Raw genomic sequence first — 16,656 nt, 5'->3', positions numbered from 1 at the left:
GCCGCCGCTCCATCGAACCCCGCTCGCGGCCCGCGCCGGCCCTCAGAACCCGACGCCGAGGTCGAGCGCGAGCGGCACCTCGACCTCCTCGAGCGTGCGGTAGTAGCTGACCCGCAGCGTGCCGCTCGCCAGCTTCACGTGGGGACCGATGTCCTTGCGAATCGTCACGCGCTCGCCGAACGACATCGTGGTCGTCCCCATCTCGTCGCACCCGACCTCCGCGCCGTCCGGACCGAGCAGGGTGAACTTCTGGATCGCGTCGAGCGCCGTGTTGGTCTCGAGGGTGATCTGTTGGACCGCGTCGCCCCACCCGTCCTCGACGTCCTCCACGTCGCTGATGGTGAACGGGATGCCGGCCAACTCGAACTTCACCCCCTTCTTGAACTCGAGCGCCACCTCGTCGGTGTCGAGGTCCGAGGCCGACAGCATCACGACGGTGGCGTCGAGCTCGAGACGCCCGGCCTTCGGACTCGGCAACGACCCGGCCGTCAGGGTCAGCGACGCGATCGTCATGTCCGGATCGTCGCCCCAGCGCGAGTCGAGCTGCGCCCAGTGGAAGAAGCCGGCCTCGAGCCCGGGCGCGAGATCGGTGCCGGCGTCGTCGACGAAGCGGCGCACGGTGCAGCGATCGTCCACGACCTCGAGCAGCGGCTTGCCGGGCACCTGGATCGCGACCTTGATCTCGATCCCGGGCTCGTCGAAGACCTCGAGCCCCTCGATCCCGGGCTCGCGCACCACCTTCACCTGGTACGGGTTCACGGTGATTCCGCCCTGCGCCGCGACAGCGGTGGGCGCGGGCGTCTGCTGCGGCGCGCGTTCGGGATCGGCGACGAGCAGGGCCGGAACGGTCGGGGCGAGAGCGGCGATGGCGATGAGGAAGCGCTTCATGCCCACCAACTGAGCGGCCCTCCCGCCGCGAGGCAAGGAGGGCCGCTCGGACGACGTCCGCTCGTGGGAACGGGCGCGTGTCGGTCCGCGCTACCGCGAGCAGGCGGCCGGCAGATCGATCTCGACCAGCAGCGTCTCGCCGTTGTTGTCGTCCACGCCCTGGTTGTCGTTGACGATCAGCGCCGCCCCACCTTGGAGCAGCGTCATGCCGTCGACCTGCCCGGGCACGAGACCGGCCCACGGCGCCCAGACACCGTCGACGACCAGGTCCTTCACCAGGTGCTTGTCGAGCACCGTGAGGTTCGGGACGCTGTGGTACGAGAGCCAGTTCACGCCGGCGATCGAGAAGCCCATGACGCGCTTCGTCGACGCGTCCGGACCGACGCCGCTGTCGCGCTCGATCACGGCGAAGTCGTCACCGCCCATGTGGACGAGCTCGGACAGGCCGATCTTGCCGCTGTCCGGCGACGCGGGCAGATCCAGCGGGTAGTAGGCGAACTTCCAGTCGTTCGCCGTGGTGTCGAAGCGACCGATGCGCGCGAACTCCGCGGGGTCGCCGTCCGCCTCCCAGGCGCGTTGGAACGCGACGTAGACGAATCGCCCGACCTTCGCCAGCCCCGTGAACCCGTCGGGGCCCTGGTCGTCGTCCACGGGGAACGGCAGGCGGTAGACCTGCTGGATCACACCGTCGCGCGTGGCGTGCACGATGAAGTTGGGAAGCTCGAACTCCTCGCCGTCCACGCTGACACCGCCGACGGTCTCGCCGCGGCCCTCGGTCACCATCCAGAAATCGCCGTTCGAGTCGAGCGTGATGCCCTCGAGGTCGAGGTTGACCGACTTGTCGGGGTTGATGATCGCGTCGATCGAGAAGTCGGGCGCGTCGTTGCCGAAGATCGCGCCGGTCAGCCAGAGCTGGACCCACAGCTGTCCCTTCGGATCGCGCAGTTCGACCTCGTCCACGATCCTCGCCACCGGACCGTTGCGATCGATCATCAGCACGCGGCTGCGCTGGTAGGTGTCGTCGTGCACGGCGAAGACCGTGTTCGGATCGGACGGCTCGGCGGCGAGGCCGGTCAGCGCCCCCCACGGGATCGGAACGTCCGTCCCCACGCGATCGACCGAGGCCAGCGTCGGATAGTTCGGCTCGGCGCTGCGCTCGTAGATCATCAGCGTCGAACGGATCCCGTCGCCGCGGTCGTCCTCCTCGCAGGCGACGACGAACAGGTCGCGCTCGCCGATCGCGAGCAGTCCTTCGGGGGCGACGCCCGTGGGCAGCACCTGACGCAGCAGCGGGATGAACTGCCCGAGGATCGGGCCCGCGACGATCTCGTAGACGTAGACGAGGTTCGCGCGCTCGGCACCGACGAACAGGAACCGGCGCGGTCCGAACCAACCGAACTCGGCCCCCTCGGGCTCGACGCCCTTGTTCTCGGAACGGTCCTCCGGGTAGTGCCCGACGCGCGCGGCCAGGTGCTCGAGCGAATTGCCCGCGCCGTAGGTCGGCAGGCCCAGGACGCTCCAGTTCGTGAAGCCGCGGCTGCCGCCGTCGAGATCGCCTTCGTCGGCGGTCGCGAACGCGATCTGCGAGATCCAGGCCACGCCGTCCGGCTCGCGCGGAACGGCCGCCAGGGCGTCGACCTGTTCGATCAGGTCGTTCTCGTTCGTGTCGATGTCCTCGAGATCCGCGGTCCCGGCGGAGAAGTCGTTCAGGATCGCGCCGGTGGGCAGATCGACGAGCACGAGGTGGTTGTTCTCCTGGAGCGTCACCACGGCGACGTCGAACAGGTTGATGTCGACGAACTCGGGCTCGGCGTCGTTCGGGAACAGGCCGGCGATGCCGTCGAGGCCGACGGTGCGCGTGCTCCAGAACTCGGGCGTGAGGACGAGGTCGACGATCACGAGGAAACCGGACGGAGCCTGGGGCGGCGCTCCGTCACCGAGGTCCTCGTCACGTTCGTTCTCGATGCAGATGCACGCGTACTGACCCAGCGGCGCGACGGCGATCGAGTCGGGCTGACCACCGAGGTCGATCGTGCGCACGACGGTACGGGTGTCGACGTCGATCACGTGCAGCAGGCCGCTCGGGTTCACGAAGTCGCCGTCGCTCGTGTTGACGCACACGAGCGCGAACTCCTTCGTGCCGGCGAAGGTCAGCTTCTTCACGGTGGCGACCGAGGTCGGCTCGCCTCCCAGGTCGATCGTCCCGTCGGCGGTCGGCGCCGTGGGATCGGTGATGTCGACGAAGCCGAGCAGCTCCTGCGCGCTGTCCGTGTAGATCAGCGTGGTGCCGTCGTTCGCCGCGGCGACGATCTCGGCGACGGCGTCCTCGTCGGCGTCGGTGTTCTGGAAGACGGGGAACGTCGCGATGCGTCGGAACGTGTTCGGTCCCAGCTCGAGCGACGCGAACTTCGACGCACGCTCCGTGTCGGGGATCTGGGTCGAGCCGCCCGTCGAGATGGTCGACGGCAACTGGCGTTGGGCGAGTGCGGCGGGGCAGAGCGCGCACAACGACGCCGACACGAGGCCGACGTGCACGAATGCAGACAGGTGCATGGCAGTTGGCCGCTCGATGGCGGCCGTGCAAGTGGACAGGAACGAGGGGGGCAGCCGACGCGGATCGAAGAGGCGTTCGAGCCGCGGGGGAGCGAGGGCGCCCGCGCGAAGGGAAGGCTCCAGCCTAGTGGGTTCCCGGGAACTCGCTGATCAGGGGTGTGTGAAGACGGTTGGACGGCACGCGGGCATGCGGGCGCGATCGAACGGTGCGCCGAACGGCGCGTCCAACGGTGCGGAGTCGTCTGCGCGCGCCGGGGAGCGCGTCCGGACCGAGGCGCAGGTCCCGCGCCGTGGACACCGGCCGCGTGGGGCCGTAGACCCTTGGCCCATGCCGCGCTCACCGCTCTTCGCGTTCCTCGTCCTCGAAGAACACCCGTACGGCCGCGAGATGCTGCGGCGCCTGCTCGAGCACGGGCACGTGCCGCAGCTCGTCGTGTCGGAGCGCTCCACCGTCGCGGACACCGAGCGCCACAAGTTCGAGGAACGCATCACCGGGCTTCCGTTCGACGCGCCGACGATCGCCGAGCTGTGCGCGGAACACGGCATCGCGACGACGCACGTGCCGAAACACACGAGCGCACGGGTCTTCGCCGCTCTGCGCGCACACGGACTCGCACCGCACGAGCGAACCGCCAGGGATCACGACGCGACCGTCGAGCACGACACCACCGACCACCACCACCGCGCGCTCGACCTGATCGTGCTCGGCGGCACGCGCATCGTCCGCGGACCGCTGCTCGACCTTCCGCGCGACGGCGTCGTGAACAGCCACCCAGGTCTGCTGCCCGAGTGCCGCGGCTCCGCGTCGCCGGCCTGGTCGGTGCTGCACGACATTCCGGTCGGCGCCACCTGCCACCTGTGCGACAGCGGCATCGACACGGGCGACATCCTGATGCGGCGCGAGCTCGACGTCCCCGCCGGCGCCACCTACGAGGACCTGTGTCTGGGCACGCTCGTCCTCGCCGGTCGTTTGATGGCGGAAGTCCTCGACGCTTGGCGCGACGGTCGCTTCCACGAACTGCGCCGCTCCCAAGGACCGTCGCCGTGGCCCACGTTCCGAAACGCGCCCGACGACGTACTCGCACGCGTGCGGCGCAAGCTGGCCGACGGTTCCTACGCGCCCCGCCGTTGACCGCACAGGCGTCCGACCTCGTGCGACGGAGGCTCGTGCGACGGAGGGCGGGCCGCCCTTCGCGACCGGTTCCGCGGGTCGTGCCACCGACGAAGTTCGAAAAGCTCGCAGGGGCTCCCGGGGCCTCTTGGCTCGGGCGTCCCGACCCGCGAACGCCCCTGAAAAGTGCCCGGAAACACCCTGCAACGGGGTTGGAACGGTCCTGGGTCTCCGACCTGGCTCGTCGCCCCGCCCGTGGCACCCGGGCGCGATCCCTCGGGACTTGACCCGCAGGACCCATGGCTTCGGCTATAACGGCGCCCTGCGAGGCCAACGGGCGTCGCAGCAGCGAAGCCATCGGGCTTCGCACCAGTACGGCGATCGTCCCGAGGGTCTCGTCTGGTCACCGGATAAGCAAGAGACGTCGGGATCGATCAAGGATCGAGATGATCAATATTTACGTGGGGAACATCCCCTTCCGCAGTACCGAAGACGATATCGCGGACCTGTTCGCTCAATACGGCGAAGTGAACCGAGTTCACCTCGCCATGGACCGTGAGACGCAGCGCCCCCGTGGGTTCGGCTTCGTCGAAATGGACGATGAACCTGGCCGGGCCGCCATCGAAGGCCTCCAGGACGCTGAACTCGAGGGCCGTACCCTCGTCATCAACGAAGCCCGCCCGCGCGAAGAGCGCCCCCGCGGTAGCTTCGGCGGTGGTGGCGGCGGCGGCGGTGGCCGCGGCGGTCGTGGCGGTCGCGAAGGCGGCGGCGGCGGCGGTGGTCGCGGTGGCTACGGTGGCGGCGGCGGCGGAGGCCGCGACCGCTACTAGGTCACTGGCCCACACGGTCCACGGTTCACACTGCGGACCCAGATCGCTTCGGCGGTCCACACGGCGGCCGTCCCTCGCACGCGAGGGGCGGCCGCTGTTGCGTTGGGGAGCGAACTCGACGCAGCAGCCCGACAGCGCGTGCGCGGTGGACACACGGCACGAACGTCACGGCGAAGTCGATCCATCGATCGAGCAATGGCACGAAGGGTCGCGTCCTGCGTCCGTCCACCCTCGCCGCGCGTAGAGGAGCCGTCGAACGAGCGAAGCGACGCCGTTCGAGCCAGTTCCGACGGACGCGACCGGTTCCACGGCGATCGGCGTCCCCAGCACCTGCGCGGCCGACAATCGGTGGCACGGAGAACCGACCATGCTGCAGACCACACGCTCGCGCGCCCGCCGCGCCACCGCTCTCGCCCTCTTCGCCGCCCTCGTGACGGCCGCCGCCGCCGGACCGCTGCGCGCTGGATCCAGCGTCCAGGACGAGCCGGCGCCCGCCGCGCGCACGACGACGCCCGCGTCCACGTACGACCCGCTCGCGACCGCGCGGATCGACGAGGTGCGCGTGGTGGACCTGGACGTCGTCGACACCGAACGCGAGCGCACCATCCCGATCCGTCTGTACCTGCCGCCCGAACCGGTCCAGAGCGGCGCGGCGAACGGCACCGCGACGCCGGGCGCGGCCGCCCTGGTCGCACCCGTCCCCGCTCCGGTCGTGGTGTTCAGCCACGGGCTCGGCGGTTCGCGCGAAGCCTCGCCCTACCTCGGCCGACACTGGGCGGCGCGCGGGTACCTGTGCGTCTTCCTCCAACACCCCGGCAGCGACGAGTCGGTCTGGAAGGACGTGCCGCGCCTGCGCCGGATGAAGGCCATGCGCGACGCGGCGTCGGCCGAGAACTACTTCCTGCGCGTGGCCGACGTGCCCGCCGTGCTGGACCAACTCGAGCTGTGGAACGCGCTGGACGGGCACCTGCTCCATGGCCGCGTCGACCTCGAGCACGTCGGCATGACCGGCCACTCGTTCGGCGCGGTCACGACCCAGGCGGTCAGCGGGCAGGCGGCGCCCGGACGTTCGGGTGGCAGCGGAGCGCAACCCTTCACCGACGCGCGCATCGACGCAGCGCTCGCGATGAGTCCGTCGAAGCCGTCCACCGGCACGCCCGCCCAGGCCTTCGGCGCCGTGTCGATCCCGTGGATGCTGATGACCGGCACGCACGACGCCGGGGTCATCGGCGACCAGACGCCGCAGACGCGCCGCGAGGTCTATCCGTACCTGCCCGCGACGATCGATCGCTACGAACTCGTGCTGGACGGGGCGGAGCACTCGGCCTTCGGCGAGCGCGGACTGCCCGGCGAGACCGAGGCGCGCAATCCCAACCACCACCGCGCGATCCTGGCGCTTTCGACGGCGTTCTGGGACGCGTACCTGCTCGGCGATGCGGCCGCGCACGCGTGGCTCATGGGCGACGGAGCGCGCGGCGTGCTCGAGGACGGCGACGTCTGGCAGCGGGCGCGCGCGGCGCAGAAGGGTTGAGCGGCGAGGCCGGCGAGTGAGTCCACGGGTCCCCGCGCACCCGGCCGAACTCGCGGACGGGGGTACGAACCGGAGGCAGCCGGTACCCTCGTGCCCCATGAAGACCGTCGCCGTCCCCCACCTCGTCGCCGTCGCGCTGGCCGCCGGCGCCACGGGTGCGTTCCTGTCCACGATCGTGCTGAGGAACGGTGGCGCCGAAGCGGCCCCCATGTCGCTCGGCAACGACGGCGCGAGCACGAGCGCCGACGTGTCGCGCTTCGACGCCCTCGACGAGCAGTTGGCGCGCATCGACCTGCGCCTGACCGCGCTCGAGTTGGTGGCGGAGCCGAGCGAGCGTGTGCCGGCGAGTGGGTACGTGACGCGTGACGAGCTCGAGGAACTGCTGGCGGAGGCGCTGGCGAGCGGACGCGCTGGAGCGACGGACGAGGACGACGCCAAGGCGATGGACGATCCGAGCCTCGCCGACCTCGAACGCTTGGCGGCCGACATCAAGTCGGGCAAGGCCCCGAGTCCGGCCGACCGCACGAAGCCCGCCCCCGACCGCGCCGAGGTGCTCGAGACGTTGACGAACAAGTACGAGACCTGGCTCGGTCTCGACGCCGTGCAACGCGAGTCGATGCTCGGTGCGCTGTACGACCAGGAGGCGCGCCGCGAGGAGATCGCGCGCCTCGCGGCCGAGGGTGCCGACCTCGAGTACCTGGGTCAGTTGAAGGGCGAGAACACCCAGGCGTTCCAAGCGGCGCTGACGTCGATCCTGACGCCGGAGCAGCTCGAGACGATGAACGGGTCGGGCTCGACGAAGAAGTGGTAGCGCGGGTGGGTGGTGCAGGAGCGAGCGGGCCGATCGAGGCGCACGTGAACACCAGCACTCGGTCCCGGTCCGTTCGCACCGCTGCCACCGCCGCGCTGATCGGGCTCGCGCTCACGTCGTGCGGGTCGGTCGACGCACCGATCGACGAGCAGGACGCTCCGGCACCGGAGTACGTCGAGGCCAGCGGCGGCTCCTTGGACTGGCGCGGGTTCGGACACCGCTTCGACGAGGAGTTCAGCGCGACGATCTTCGTCTGGTGGGACGAATCACCGCTCGACCCCGACGTCGACGTCTTCCTCCTCGCGCTGCACCACCACTGGCACGCACCCGCGACGGCGCCGGCCGACGAAGGCGCCGACGAGTTGGACCTCGAACACAGCATCGCGCTCGCGTTCCGGCCGACCGCGATCCGCATGACGAGTCCGCTCGAAATGCTCATCGCTGGCGTCGACACGGCCGGCTCGACGCTGATCGAACACTGGACGTGGAACGCACCGCGGATCGACACCGTGCTCGACGAACGGCACCAGGTCGTCGCACGGCGCATCGTCCCCGCCACCCCCCTGAGTCGGACCCGCCTCTACCAGGACGGCGTGGAGGGGAGCATGCCGGCGCCGCAGTGCCTGTCGCTCATGTATCGAGCCGATGGGCGCCGCGTCTGCCTCGCACGCTCTTCCGTCGACGGCACCGTGCGCGAGGTTCCGCTGCGGCCCGCGAGCAAGGGGCTCAGCACCATCGCGTTCGCGCCGCGTGATGTGCCGGATGACACGGACACCCAGCGCTTCGGGCTCCTGCGCTCGCTGTTGGCTCCCAGGACTCGCATCGCTCTCATCGATCGACACGTCGACGCGCCCGCAACCGGCGATGTGACGGTCGAGCTGTACCCGCTCCACACGTCCGTCCACGAGGAGTACGCCTTCGCGCGAATCGTCGATCGAGGCGGCGACGGCACCTGGGACGAGTGGTCGGTGCGAACTGTCGAGCAGGAGTTGGAGCTGGAGTCGGGCGGAGACGATTAGCAGCTCGACAATGGCGGAGCTCGCCGCGCCACCCCACTCACCCCCGCCGCTCCGCCATCATCCGCTCGATGCGTTGGAGGCTGTCGCGGATATCCGTCAGCACCGCCGCGTCGGCGACGCTCGCCGCCGCACCGCTCGCCGCACCCGCCTTCGAACGCCCGCTCGGTCCGTCATCCATCGCGGCACGCCCCTCGCCTTCCTCGCCGAACACGATCGCGTCGCGCTGGGCCAACACACGATCGCGGAAGGCCTCTGCGTCCTTCACGCCGACGAGCGCCGCCTGGCCCGTGGTCGAGCCCGCGCCGGCCGTCTCGATCGTCAGCCCGCACAGCCCGAGCCGCCGCAGGATCGGACCCTCGGTCAGCACGAGGTCGGTGATCTTGTCCAGTGGGATGCTCTTCTGAACGCGCACCAGGACGCCGCTCTTCACCTTCAGCGCGCGGTTCGTGAGCACGGCCGACAGCGCCTCGTACTGCTTCTGGTGCAGCGGCCGCCCGAGGATGAACCAGATCGGGACCAGCGGGATCGTGAAGAACATGATCGTCAGAGCGAACAGCGTCTGCAGCAGGAAGTAGGTCGGCAGGCGCTCGTCGAACTCGGCGCTGGCGAGGACGGTCTCGGGCGTGCGGAGGGTGGGCGTGCTCATGTTCATGGTCGGGGGAGGTCGGAACGAGCGGGGCGACACAAGGAGCGGTCGGCCGAACTGCGATCTGACAGGTGATCTGGCGGGTGAACGGCGCGTGCGGTGCGAGCGGTACGAGCGAGCGCCCAGCTGCGAGCACGGGCGCCCGAACGGGTGGAGCGGCAATCCGCGCGCGCCACGGGTCGGACGCGCGCCGCCGCTCGCGGGCGCCTTGCCGTGGGCCCCGCCGTCGTCAGCGCTGCGCCCTACTCGCGCGGCGCGGCGATCTTCGCACGAACCGCGGAGCGATCCGCGCCGCCGCCGCGCCGCCACGGGTGACCCGTCCGCGATCGGGGAGTCGCCGACCACGACCCCTGCTCGCGCGCTCGAAGGCCCGCCCTGCCCCCGCGGACGAAGCGCCTTTCGAGTGACCCACACGTGGCCACGCCTCGCCGACTCGGCGCGCTCCGTCTAGGATCTTCCATTTGGCGCGCAGCCACGAACGCCCCCCCGAGCACGCCCACACCAGCTCGGCGAGCGCCGCGCCCTCGGATCGAGCGGCGACCGCCCAGAGTTCGCACTCGGCCAACCGCGTCGACCAGCACCCACGTCGCGCCGACCCGCCCACTCCCTGACCGCCCCGCCACGATGAAGCTCTCCCACCTGACCCTGCCCTTCGCGCTGTTCGCCTGCGCCTCCTGCAACAGCCGCAACGACGACGGCCTCGGCGGCGTGACGCCCGGCGCCGGCTCGAGCACGTTCATCGGCAGCGTGCGCGCGACCGACGCGAGCGGTCAGGGCCTCGCCGTCGCGGTCACGCGCACGACGGCGGTGACCACGGCGCTCAGCGGACTCGGCCTCGGCGGCGCGCCGAATCTCGGCGCAGCGGTGGTCGACGCGAGCGGTGCGCTGCTCGCGCTCTCGCCCGGGGGACTCCTGCTGCGCGTGGATCGCGTGACGGGCGCGCTTCACATCGTCGGTCCGTCGATCACAGGAGCCACCGGCATGACCGACCTCGACAACGGACTCTTGGTCGCGATCGACGCGAGCGGGCGCATCGACCTCGTGGATCCGGCCAGCGGGCTGTCGCTGTTCGTGGGGCAGGTGCTCGTGCCGGGCGAGACGTTCAGCGCGCTGGCCCGCGACCCCATCACGAACGCCGTCTACGCGGTGGGCGACGCGCTCGATCGGCTGTACGTCCTCGGCGTCGGTGGCGGCGGGCTGATCGCGACCGAGGTCGGCACGGCGGGGCTCGGCTTCGACGCGGTGCGCGGAGCGGTCTTCGATCCGGTGGACGGCGTGCTGTACGGAGCGGACGCGGCCACGGGGTCGCTGGTCGCGATCGACACGAGTACCGGCGAGGCGACGCTGGCCGATCCCGTGCCCGGCACGCCCGCGCTCGGAGGAGCGTTCGGCGAAGCGCTCGCCGCGGGCACGGCGTTCGGGGCCGGCGCGCTGGCCCACGATCCGCTCGCGGACACGTTGGTCGCCATCGACGGAGCGCGCGGCGTGGTCGCGACCGAGGCACTGCCCGCCTTCGAGCGGCGCGCGATCGTCGGCGGTCGCTGCACCGGACTGGCGTTCGACGGCGCGGCGCTGTTCGGGGCGTTCGAGGGCGCTGGCCTGGGCGACGTGGACCGGACCTCGGGTGCGGTGCGCGCGCGGACGGACGCCGGGGGCGCTGCAGGTGCTGCGACGGACTTCGGCGGCCTGGTGCGCGACGGCCGCACGGGACTCGTGTTCGCGAGCGACGGTGCGCGCATCGTGACGGTGGATTCGGCGACCGGCGCGCTCGCTCCCTTCGCCGTCTTGGGCGGCGAGCTGGGTGCGCTGGCGCTCGACGAGTTCCAGAACCGCTTGTTCGTGCACGACGACGCGGGCGCGGCGGTGTTGGCGGTGGACCTGGTGTCGAAGGTGGTGACGTTCGTGGCGAGCACGGACGTGGGCCAACTGGAGTCGGTGGACGCGCTCGCCTTCGATGCCGTCGCGCGCGTGCTGGTCGGCGCGGGCGTCGTGGCGGGCGAGTCCGAGTCGCGCCGCCTGGTCGTCGACCTGTTCAGCGGCGGCGTCTCGGTCGGCGACGTCCTGGGCGTGAGCGAGCCGATCGGCGCCCTCGCCTTCGAACCCGCGACGAGCGACCTGTTCGCCGCGCGGCGCGACCGTCCGAGCGCGCTGTACCGCCTGGCCGACACCGGACCGTCGGTCGTCGTGGTGGGCGGCGCACCGGTCGCGTCCGGTCCGCCCGAGGCCGTGGGCGCGCTGGGCTGGGACCACGTGGAGGGCCTGGCGCAGGACCCGAGCTCGGGCGCGGTCTTCGGCCTGGAGGTGCCGCCCGTGTCCGGGGCCGGTGACGCCGCGCCGCGTCTGGTGCGCATCGATCCGGTGACGGGCGAGGGCGCGCTGATCGCGCTGTTGTCGGGCGTTTCGTCGCTCGGAGCCACGGACTATCGCGGCGGGCTGTGCTTCGATTCGAGGCGCCGTTCGCTGTACGCGGTCGAGCGCACGACGGGGCTGCTCATGGCGTTCGACCCGGACACGGCGAAGGAGAAGGGCATCCGCGCGCTGAACTCGCCGGCGCTCGAGGGCCTCGCGTACGACGCGCGCGAGGACGTGGTGTACGGGGTGACGGACGGCGAGCTGTTCAAGCTCGAGCTGCCCGGCACCGAGTGGACGAGCGTGGGGCCGGTGGGCGTCGACGGCCTGCGCGGGTTGGCGTACGACGCGGGGACGATGCGGTTGTTCGCGACGCGGGTGTCGGGGACTGGTGTGGGCAACGCGCTGGTCGAGATCGATCCGGTGAGTGGGGTCGGGATCGTGGTGGGTGCGACGCGGTTCGGGGTGGAGGGGTTGGCGGGGGGGGTCTGAGCCGGCGAGCGCTGTCCGGTGGGGTCCGGGGCTCGGTTGGGGGGAGCCTGTCGAGCCTGCGTCCAGGGGGCTCAGAGACTGCAAACCCATGGCCAACCCTGACCCAACCCTGTCCAAGCCAAAGGTTCAGGCCCAAACCTTTGCTTACAGTGGGGCGATCCCAAAGTTCCTGCCCTCGTCGCGGAGTCGACCCATGCATCGCGGACCCACTGGACGAACCCGACCCGTTTCGAGCCTCGGTGGCGAAACGGTCAAGGCCTTCGTGCCTCATCCTCTCCCCCCCGAACCGCCGCTCGACCTCTCTGGCGCCCGCCTCGATCTTCTCCTCGAGGCCCATGGTGCTGTCTGTCGTCTCGACGGTGCCTCTTCGATCCTCCGCGACCACAACCTCTTCCTGTACCTGTACGTCCGCAAGGAAGCCGTGCTGTCGTCGCAGATCGAGGGCACGCGGTCGACGCTCTCGGACCTCCTGCTCTACGAAGTAGAGGAAGCTCCCGGCGTTCCGCTCGACGACGTGCGCGAGGTCTCCTGCTACGTACGAGCGCTGGACCATGGAGTGAGCCGGCTTCGCGAGGGCTTGCCGCTCTCGAACCGCCTCTTGAAAGAGGTGCACGGGATCCTGCTCTCGTCCGGCCGCGGAGCGTCGAAGGAGCCCGGTGAGTTTCGCCGCTCGCAGAACTGGATCAACGGCACGCGCCCGGGCCGCGCAGAGTTCGTCCCGCCGCCGCACGATGAACTGGCCGAGTGCATGGGCGCGCTCGAACGCTTCCTGCACGACGATCCAGGTCCGACCCAGCCGCTCGTGAAGGCGGCGCTGGCGCACGTGCAGTTCGAGACGATTCATCCGTTCCTCGATGGCAACGGTCGGGTGGGCCGTCTCCTGGTGCCGCTCCTGCTCTGTGCCCAGGGAGTGCTTCGCGAACCGCTGCTGTATCTCTCCGTCTACCTTCGCAAGCACCGCAGAACCTACTTCGAGCTGCTCCAATCGGTTCGCCGCGACGGCGACTGGGAGGCGTGGCTCGACTTCTTCCTCGAGGGCGTACGTGCCACGGCGGACTCGGCTGCCGCCGCCGCGAGAGCATTGACCGATCTCGCCGAGGCCGACCGAGCCCGCATCGCGCAGCTCGGACGACCCGCGCGCTCAGCGCTGCTCGTCCACGACCAACTGCAGCGTCGACCGGTCGCCAAGGTCAAGCCACTCGCTCTTGCGACACAGCTCTCCGAACCCACTGTCATCAGTTCCCTTCGCCGCCTCGAGGACCTCGGCGTCGTCCACGAGCTGACCGGAGGAAGTCGCAACCTCGTCTATGCCTATGCTCGCTACCTCGAGATCCTGAACGAGGGGACGGAGCAGGGTACGGAAGACTGAACTGCGGGTGCTCGGCGCCTCCGGGTCCCGTGTGGGGCAACACTGAGATGCGTCGCTCGAGCGGCGGGGTGAAGCGGGCTTCACCCCGTTGACCGATCGACACGGTGTGCCGCACGAAGCGCCCGTAGTGCGTGCGTTCGCGGCCGCGTTTCGTCGCTCACCTTGTGCGGGTCGCTCGGCTCGACCCGTTCACGTTGCAGGTGATGCACGTGCGAGGTCACCGCAGGAGCAGCGAGTCCGACACCGAGCCGCGCGTCATCGTCGCACAACGTTCGCTCGGAGGTCACCACAGCCAATCGACGGGAGGGTCATGGGCCAGCGCGCCACGACCTCGGAGGGCCGGCACGGCGAAGGGCGAAGAAGTGGTGCGGCGCTCGCGATTGGGCGATCGGCGGGAGCGGTCTCGATCGCGCCCACGGACGATCAGTCGATCGCGAAGTCGGCGAGGTCTCCAGCCAGTCCGTACGGAGGCGTCTCGAAGTCCGATATCTCGGAGCCATCGATGACGCCCAGTCCGGTCGAGTCGAGCAGGAGCACGTCCCAAGTGCGCATCCGCCGTTGAGACTCGATCCAATCGTGCTCTTCTTGTGTCGTGAGCCCGGCCGGAGGATCGCCGATGTCCGCATAGCTGGACCGATCCATGTCCGTGTGCACGAGGTACGCGAACCCGTGGCCCGGAAACTCCAGCGTCTCGATGAGCGTCACCCACCGATCGCTACCGAGTGGAAAGTCCGGCATGCCGGAGAGCGGGCTCTCGGCAGCCACGACCTGGACCGTGTCGCTCCCGGTGTCGATCGTCACGACCTGTCCGGTCCCGTGCAGGACGGCGAGGATCGTGTGGGGCACGCCTTCGAGTTCACGCAACGCCGAGACGTAGCCAGCCGTGAATTCGTCGAAGAGCACGGATCGCTCGGGCGCACGGAGAATCCAGTCCCCCGTGACCGAGTCGAGGATCGGGTGTCGGAGCTCGACCAGCTCGATGATGCTGGCCCCGCGGTCATCGACCCCCGCGACCAGGAGTTGCATCGGGGTGGAGGACGACGTGGCGATCGGTGTGAAGGCGAACGCGACCGTCTGACCGACCTCGGGATCCAAGTCCGCCCCGCCGCCGCTCACGGAGTACCAGATCAGGTTGAACGTGCGCGCGAGTCCGGCGCCGCCACCGACCGCCCACTCGGGGCTCGCCGGGTCCGACGCAATGTCGAAGCCTTCCCGTGAGAGATGCCTCTCGAACGACGTGATCGGTCGCAGCGCATCGCCTCCATCGACGGGAGCGGGCGCCCGACACGCGCTGGCCATGGCGAGGACGACGGCTGTGGAGATGGCAGCGAAGGTGGCGGAGCGTGCGATGTTCATGGTGGTGCGCGGCGGCGCACATCCGGCGTCTACCGTGCGGGCTGGCGTGTGGAGTGGCGCGTGGGCTGCCCAGCCCATCGAGTCACGGCGTACGGAGATGGCTCGCGTTTGATAGGAGAGATTCGCTCTTGCGACACCGCGCCGTTCAGCCTTCTTCCAGCACCACCAACCGATACGCCGTACTCCGCCCGCCCGCCTCGCCCCGCTCGAGCACACCCCACGCCACCAACTGCTTCAGATCGCGCAGCGCCGTGTCGGGCGAGCACTTCGTCAGCTTCGCGGCCTTGCTCGACGTCAGGTTGCCCTCGAAGTCGCCGAGCAGGCGTTCGATCAGTTGGCGCTGGCGGTCGTTGAGTTCGAGTTTGGCGACGGCGCTCCACACGCGTGACGCGCGGCGCACCCGCTCGAGCGTGCCGCCCGCGCGCTCGATCGCGCGGCCCAGACACCCGATGAACCACGCGAGCCACTCGGTCACGTCGCAGGTGCCGCGCTGGGCGCGCTCGAGCTGGTCGTAGTAGTCGCGCCGCTCGGCCTCGATCTGGGCCGAGAGGCTGTAGAAGCGCTGGGGCGTACCGTCGGCGCGCGCCAGGGCGAGGTCGGCGATGGCACGCGCGATGCGGCCGTTGCCGTCGTCGAACGGGTGCACCGTGATGAACCACAGGTGCGCGAGCCCGGCGCGCAGGACCGGGTCGAGGTCGGGGGCGTCGAGCTGTGGCGAGCCGACCCTGCCGCGTGCTTCGAACCAGCGCAGGAAGCACGACATCTCGTCCGCGACGCGCGCGGCGGCGGGCGCCTCGAAGTGCACGGTCTCGCGGCCGATCGCTCCGGACAGAACCTGCATCGGATCGGAGTCGGCCGTGCGCCAGTTTCCGACAGTGATGGACTCGATACCGCTGCGTCCGGTCGGGAAGAGTGCGGCATGCCAGCCGAAGAGGCGCTCCGATGTCAGCGGCTGGAAGCACGCGTGCGTCACGTCGAGCAGCATCTGAACGAGCCCGTCCACGCGGCGCGACGGCTTCGACATGGAAGCGGCGTCGAGGCCGCCCACGTCGAGGCCGAGCCGGCGCGCGATCGACGAGCGCACCTCACTGGCGTCGAGCGCCTCGCCCTCGATCGCCCACGAGCGGACGAGCTCGACGGTGAGCGATTCGAGCTCGGCCTCGTCGCCCGCGCCGAAACCGAGAGCGCTCATGGTCCCCAGGTGCCGACCCTGCGCGTGGCGCACGGCGGCGAGCGGCGCGGCCAGGGCCGCGGCGTCCCAGGTGAGGCGGGGCCAGTCGGGGAGCTGGTGGGTGAAGGGCACGGGTCGAGTGGAGGCGGGGTGGGCGCTGTGGTGGCGCCAGCGCGTCGACGCGCCAGCGATCGGTGCATCCGGGGCATCGACTGGGGCTTCTGCGGCGGCATCGCCACGGGAAGCGCCCAGGGCGTCGCACGGGACCAGGGTCGAGTCACGGCCCATGCTCGGGCCATCGGATCGTCCGCGCGGGCTCAATCTCCGCAGGACTTGCGGAGATTAGCACGCCAATTCACCGCACGGGGCACAGGCGGGCGCGGCCGACCCCGTCTCGGACGGCCGAGAAGCCCGATCGGGCACGCAGGGAGCCGTTCGCGGGGCCGGAGCGCGCCTCGAGGCCGCGAGCCCCGCCCCTGGGCCCCTTCCACCCGCTCCCCGCGCGCTCGATCCCGCACTCTGGCGCGAGC

At 70.5% G+C, this 16,656-nt stretch carries 12 protein-coding genes; 7 read left to right on the top strand and 5 right to left on the bottom strand.

Annotated elements, in window-relative coordinates; all coding sequences use genetic code 11:
* Positions 1-42: 42 nt before the first annotated feature.
* Positions 43-888 (bottom strand): hypothetical protein, encoded by an 846-nt coding sequence (locus tag Pla163_RS01400; protein ID WP_145182449.1) that lies wholly within the window; start codon positions 886-888, stop codon positions 43-45.
* Positions 889-978: 90 nt separating this feature from the next.
* Positions 979-3,441, bottom strand: a complete 2,463-nt coding sequence (locus Pla163_RS01395; protein ID WP_419186192.1) for an esterase-like activity of phytase family protein — start codon at positions 3,439-3,441, stop codon at positions 979-981.
* A 328-nt stretch (positions 3,442-3,769) separates the two neighbouring features.
* Here Pla163_RS01395 and Pla163_RS18560 point away from each other — a divergent pair, with 328 nt between their 5' ends.
* The 5 genes from Pla163_RS18560 (at position 3,770) to Pla163_RS01370 (ending at position 8,743) form a co-directional block, all read left to right on the top strand.
* Complete coding sequence (locus Pla163_RS18560) at positions 3,770-4,573, top strand: formyltransferase family protein (protein ID WP_419186191.1); 804 nt, start codon at positions 3,770-3,772, stop codon at positions 4,571-4,573.
* Positions 4,574-4,851: 278 nt separating this feature from the next.
* A complete protein-coding gene (locus Pla163_RS01385; protein WP_419186190.1) occupies positions 4,852-5,382 on the top strand; it encodes an RNA recognition motif domain-containing protein in 531 nt (176 codons plus the stop codon).
* A gap of 367 nt (positions 5,383-5,749) precedes the next feature.
* Positions 5,750-6,913, top strand: a complete 1,164-nt coding sequence (locus Pla163_RS01380; RefSeq protein WP_145182439.1) for an alpha/beta hydrolase family protein — start codon at positions 5,750-5,752, stop codon at positions 6,911-6,913.
* 97 nt (positions 6,914-7,010) lie between these two features.
* Entirely contained in the window at positions 7,011-7,724 is a 714-nt protein-coding gene (locus tag Pla163_RS01375) for a hypothetical protein (RefSeq protein ID WP_145182436.1), read from the top strand.
* Positions 7,725-7,768: 44 nt separating this feature from the next.
* On the top strand, positions 7,769-8,743 hold the full coding sequence (locus Pla163_RS01370) for a hypothetical protein (RefSeq protein ID WP_145182434.1): 975 nt from the start codon (positions 7,769-7,771) through the stop codon (positions 8,741-8,743).
* A gap of 37 nt (positions 8,744-8,780) precedes the next feature.
* On the opposite strand, the gene Pla163_RS01365 is transcribed toward Pla163_RS01370, so the two are convergent.
* Entirely contained in the window at positions 8,781-9,389 is a 609-nt protein-coding gene (locus tag Pla163_RS01365) for a PH domain-containing protein (protein ID WP_419186189.1), read from the bottom strand.
* Between the two features lie 624 nt (positions 9,390-10,013).
* Between Pla163_RS01365 and Pla163_RS01360 the strand changes: the two genes are divergently transcribed.
* Both Pla163_RS01360 and Pla163_RS01355 read left to right on the top strand, forming a co-directional pair.
* Positions 10,014-12,230: a hypothetical protein gene (locus Pla163_RS01360; protein ID WP_145182427.1), complete on the top strand. Its 2,217-nt coding sequence runs from the start codon at positions 10,014-10,016 to the stop codon at positions 12,228-12,230.
* A gap of 193 nt (positions 12,231-12,423) precedes the next feature.
* Complete coding sequence (locus Pla163_RS01355; RefSeq protein ID WP_145182425.1) at positions 12,424-13,599, top strand: Fic family protein; 1,176 nt, start codon at positions 12,424-12,426, stop codon at positions 13,597-13,599.
* 423 nt (positions 13,600-14,022) lie between these two features.
* Here Pla163_RS01355 and Pla163_RS01350 read toward each other — a convergent pair whose 3' ends face one another.
* The gene (locus Pla163_RS01350) at positions 14,023-14,955 is read right to left on the bottom strand and encodes a hypothetical protein (protein WP_145182422.1); all 933 of its coding nucleotides are present in this window, start codon (positions 14,953-14,955) and stop codon (positions 14,023-14,025) included.
* Between the two features lie 145 nt (positions 14,956-15,100).
* Positions 15,101-16,258, bottom strand: a complete 1,158-nt coding sequence (locus Pla163_RS01345) for a Fic family protein (RefSeq protein WP_419186188.1) — start codon at positions 16,256-16,258, stop codon at positions 15,101-15,103.
* Positions 16,259-16,656: the final 398 nt, after the last annotated feature.

The organism is Rohdeia mirabilis (genome assembly GCA_007750655.1).
Lineage (GTDB): Bacteria > Planctomycetota > UBA1135 > UBA1135.
Note: the sequence above shows the minus strand (reverse complement) of the source record. Positions and strands in the feature narration are given on the sequence as shown.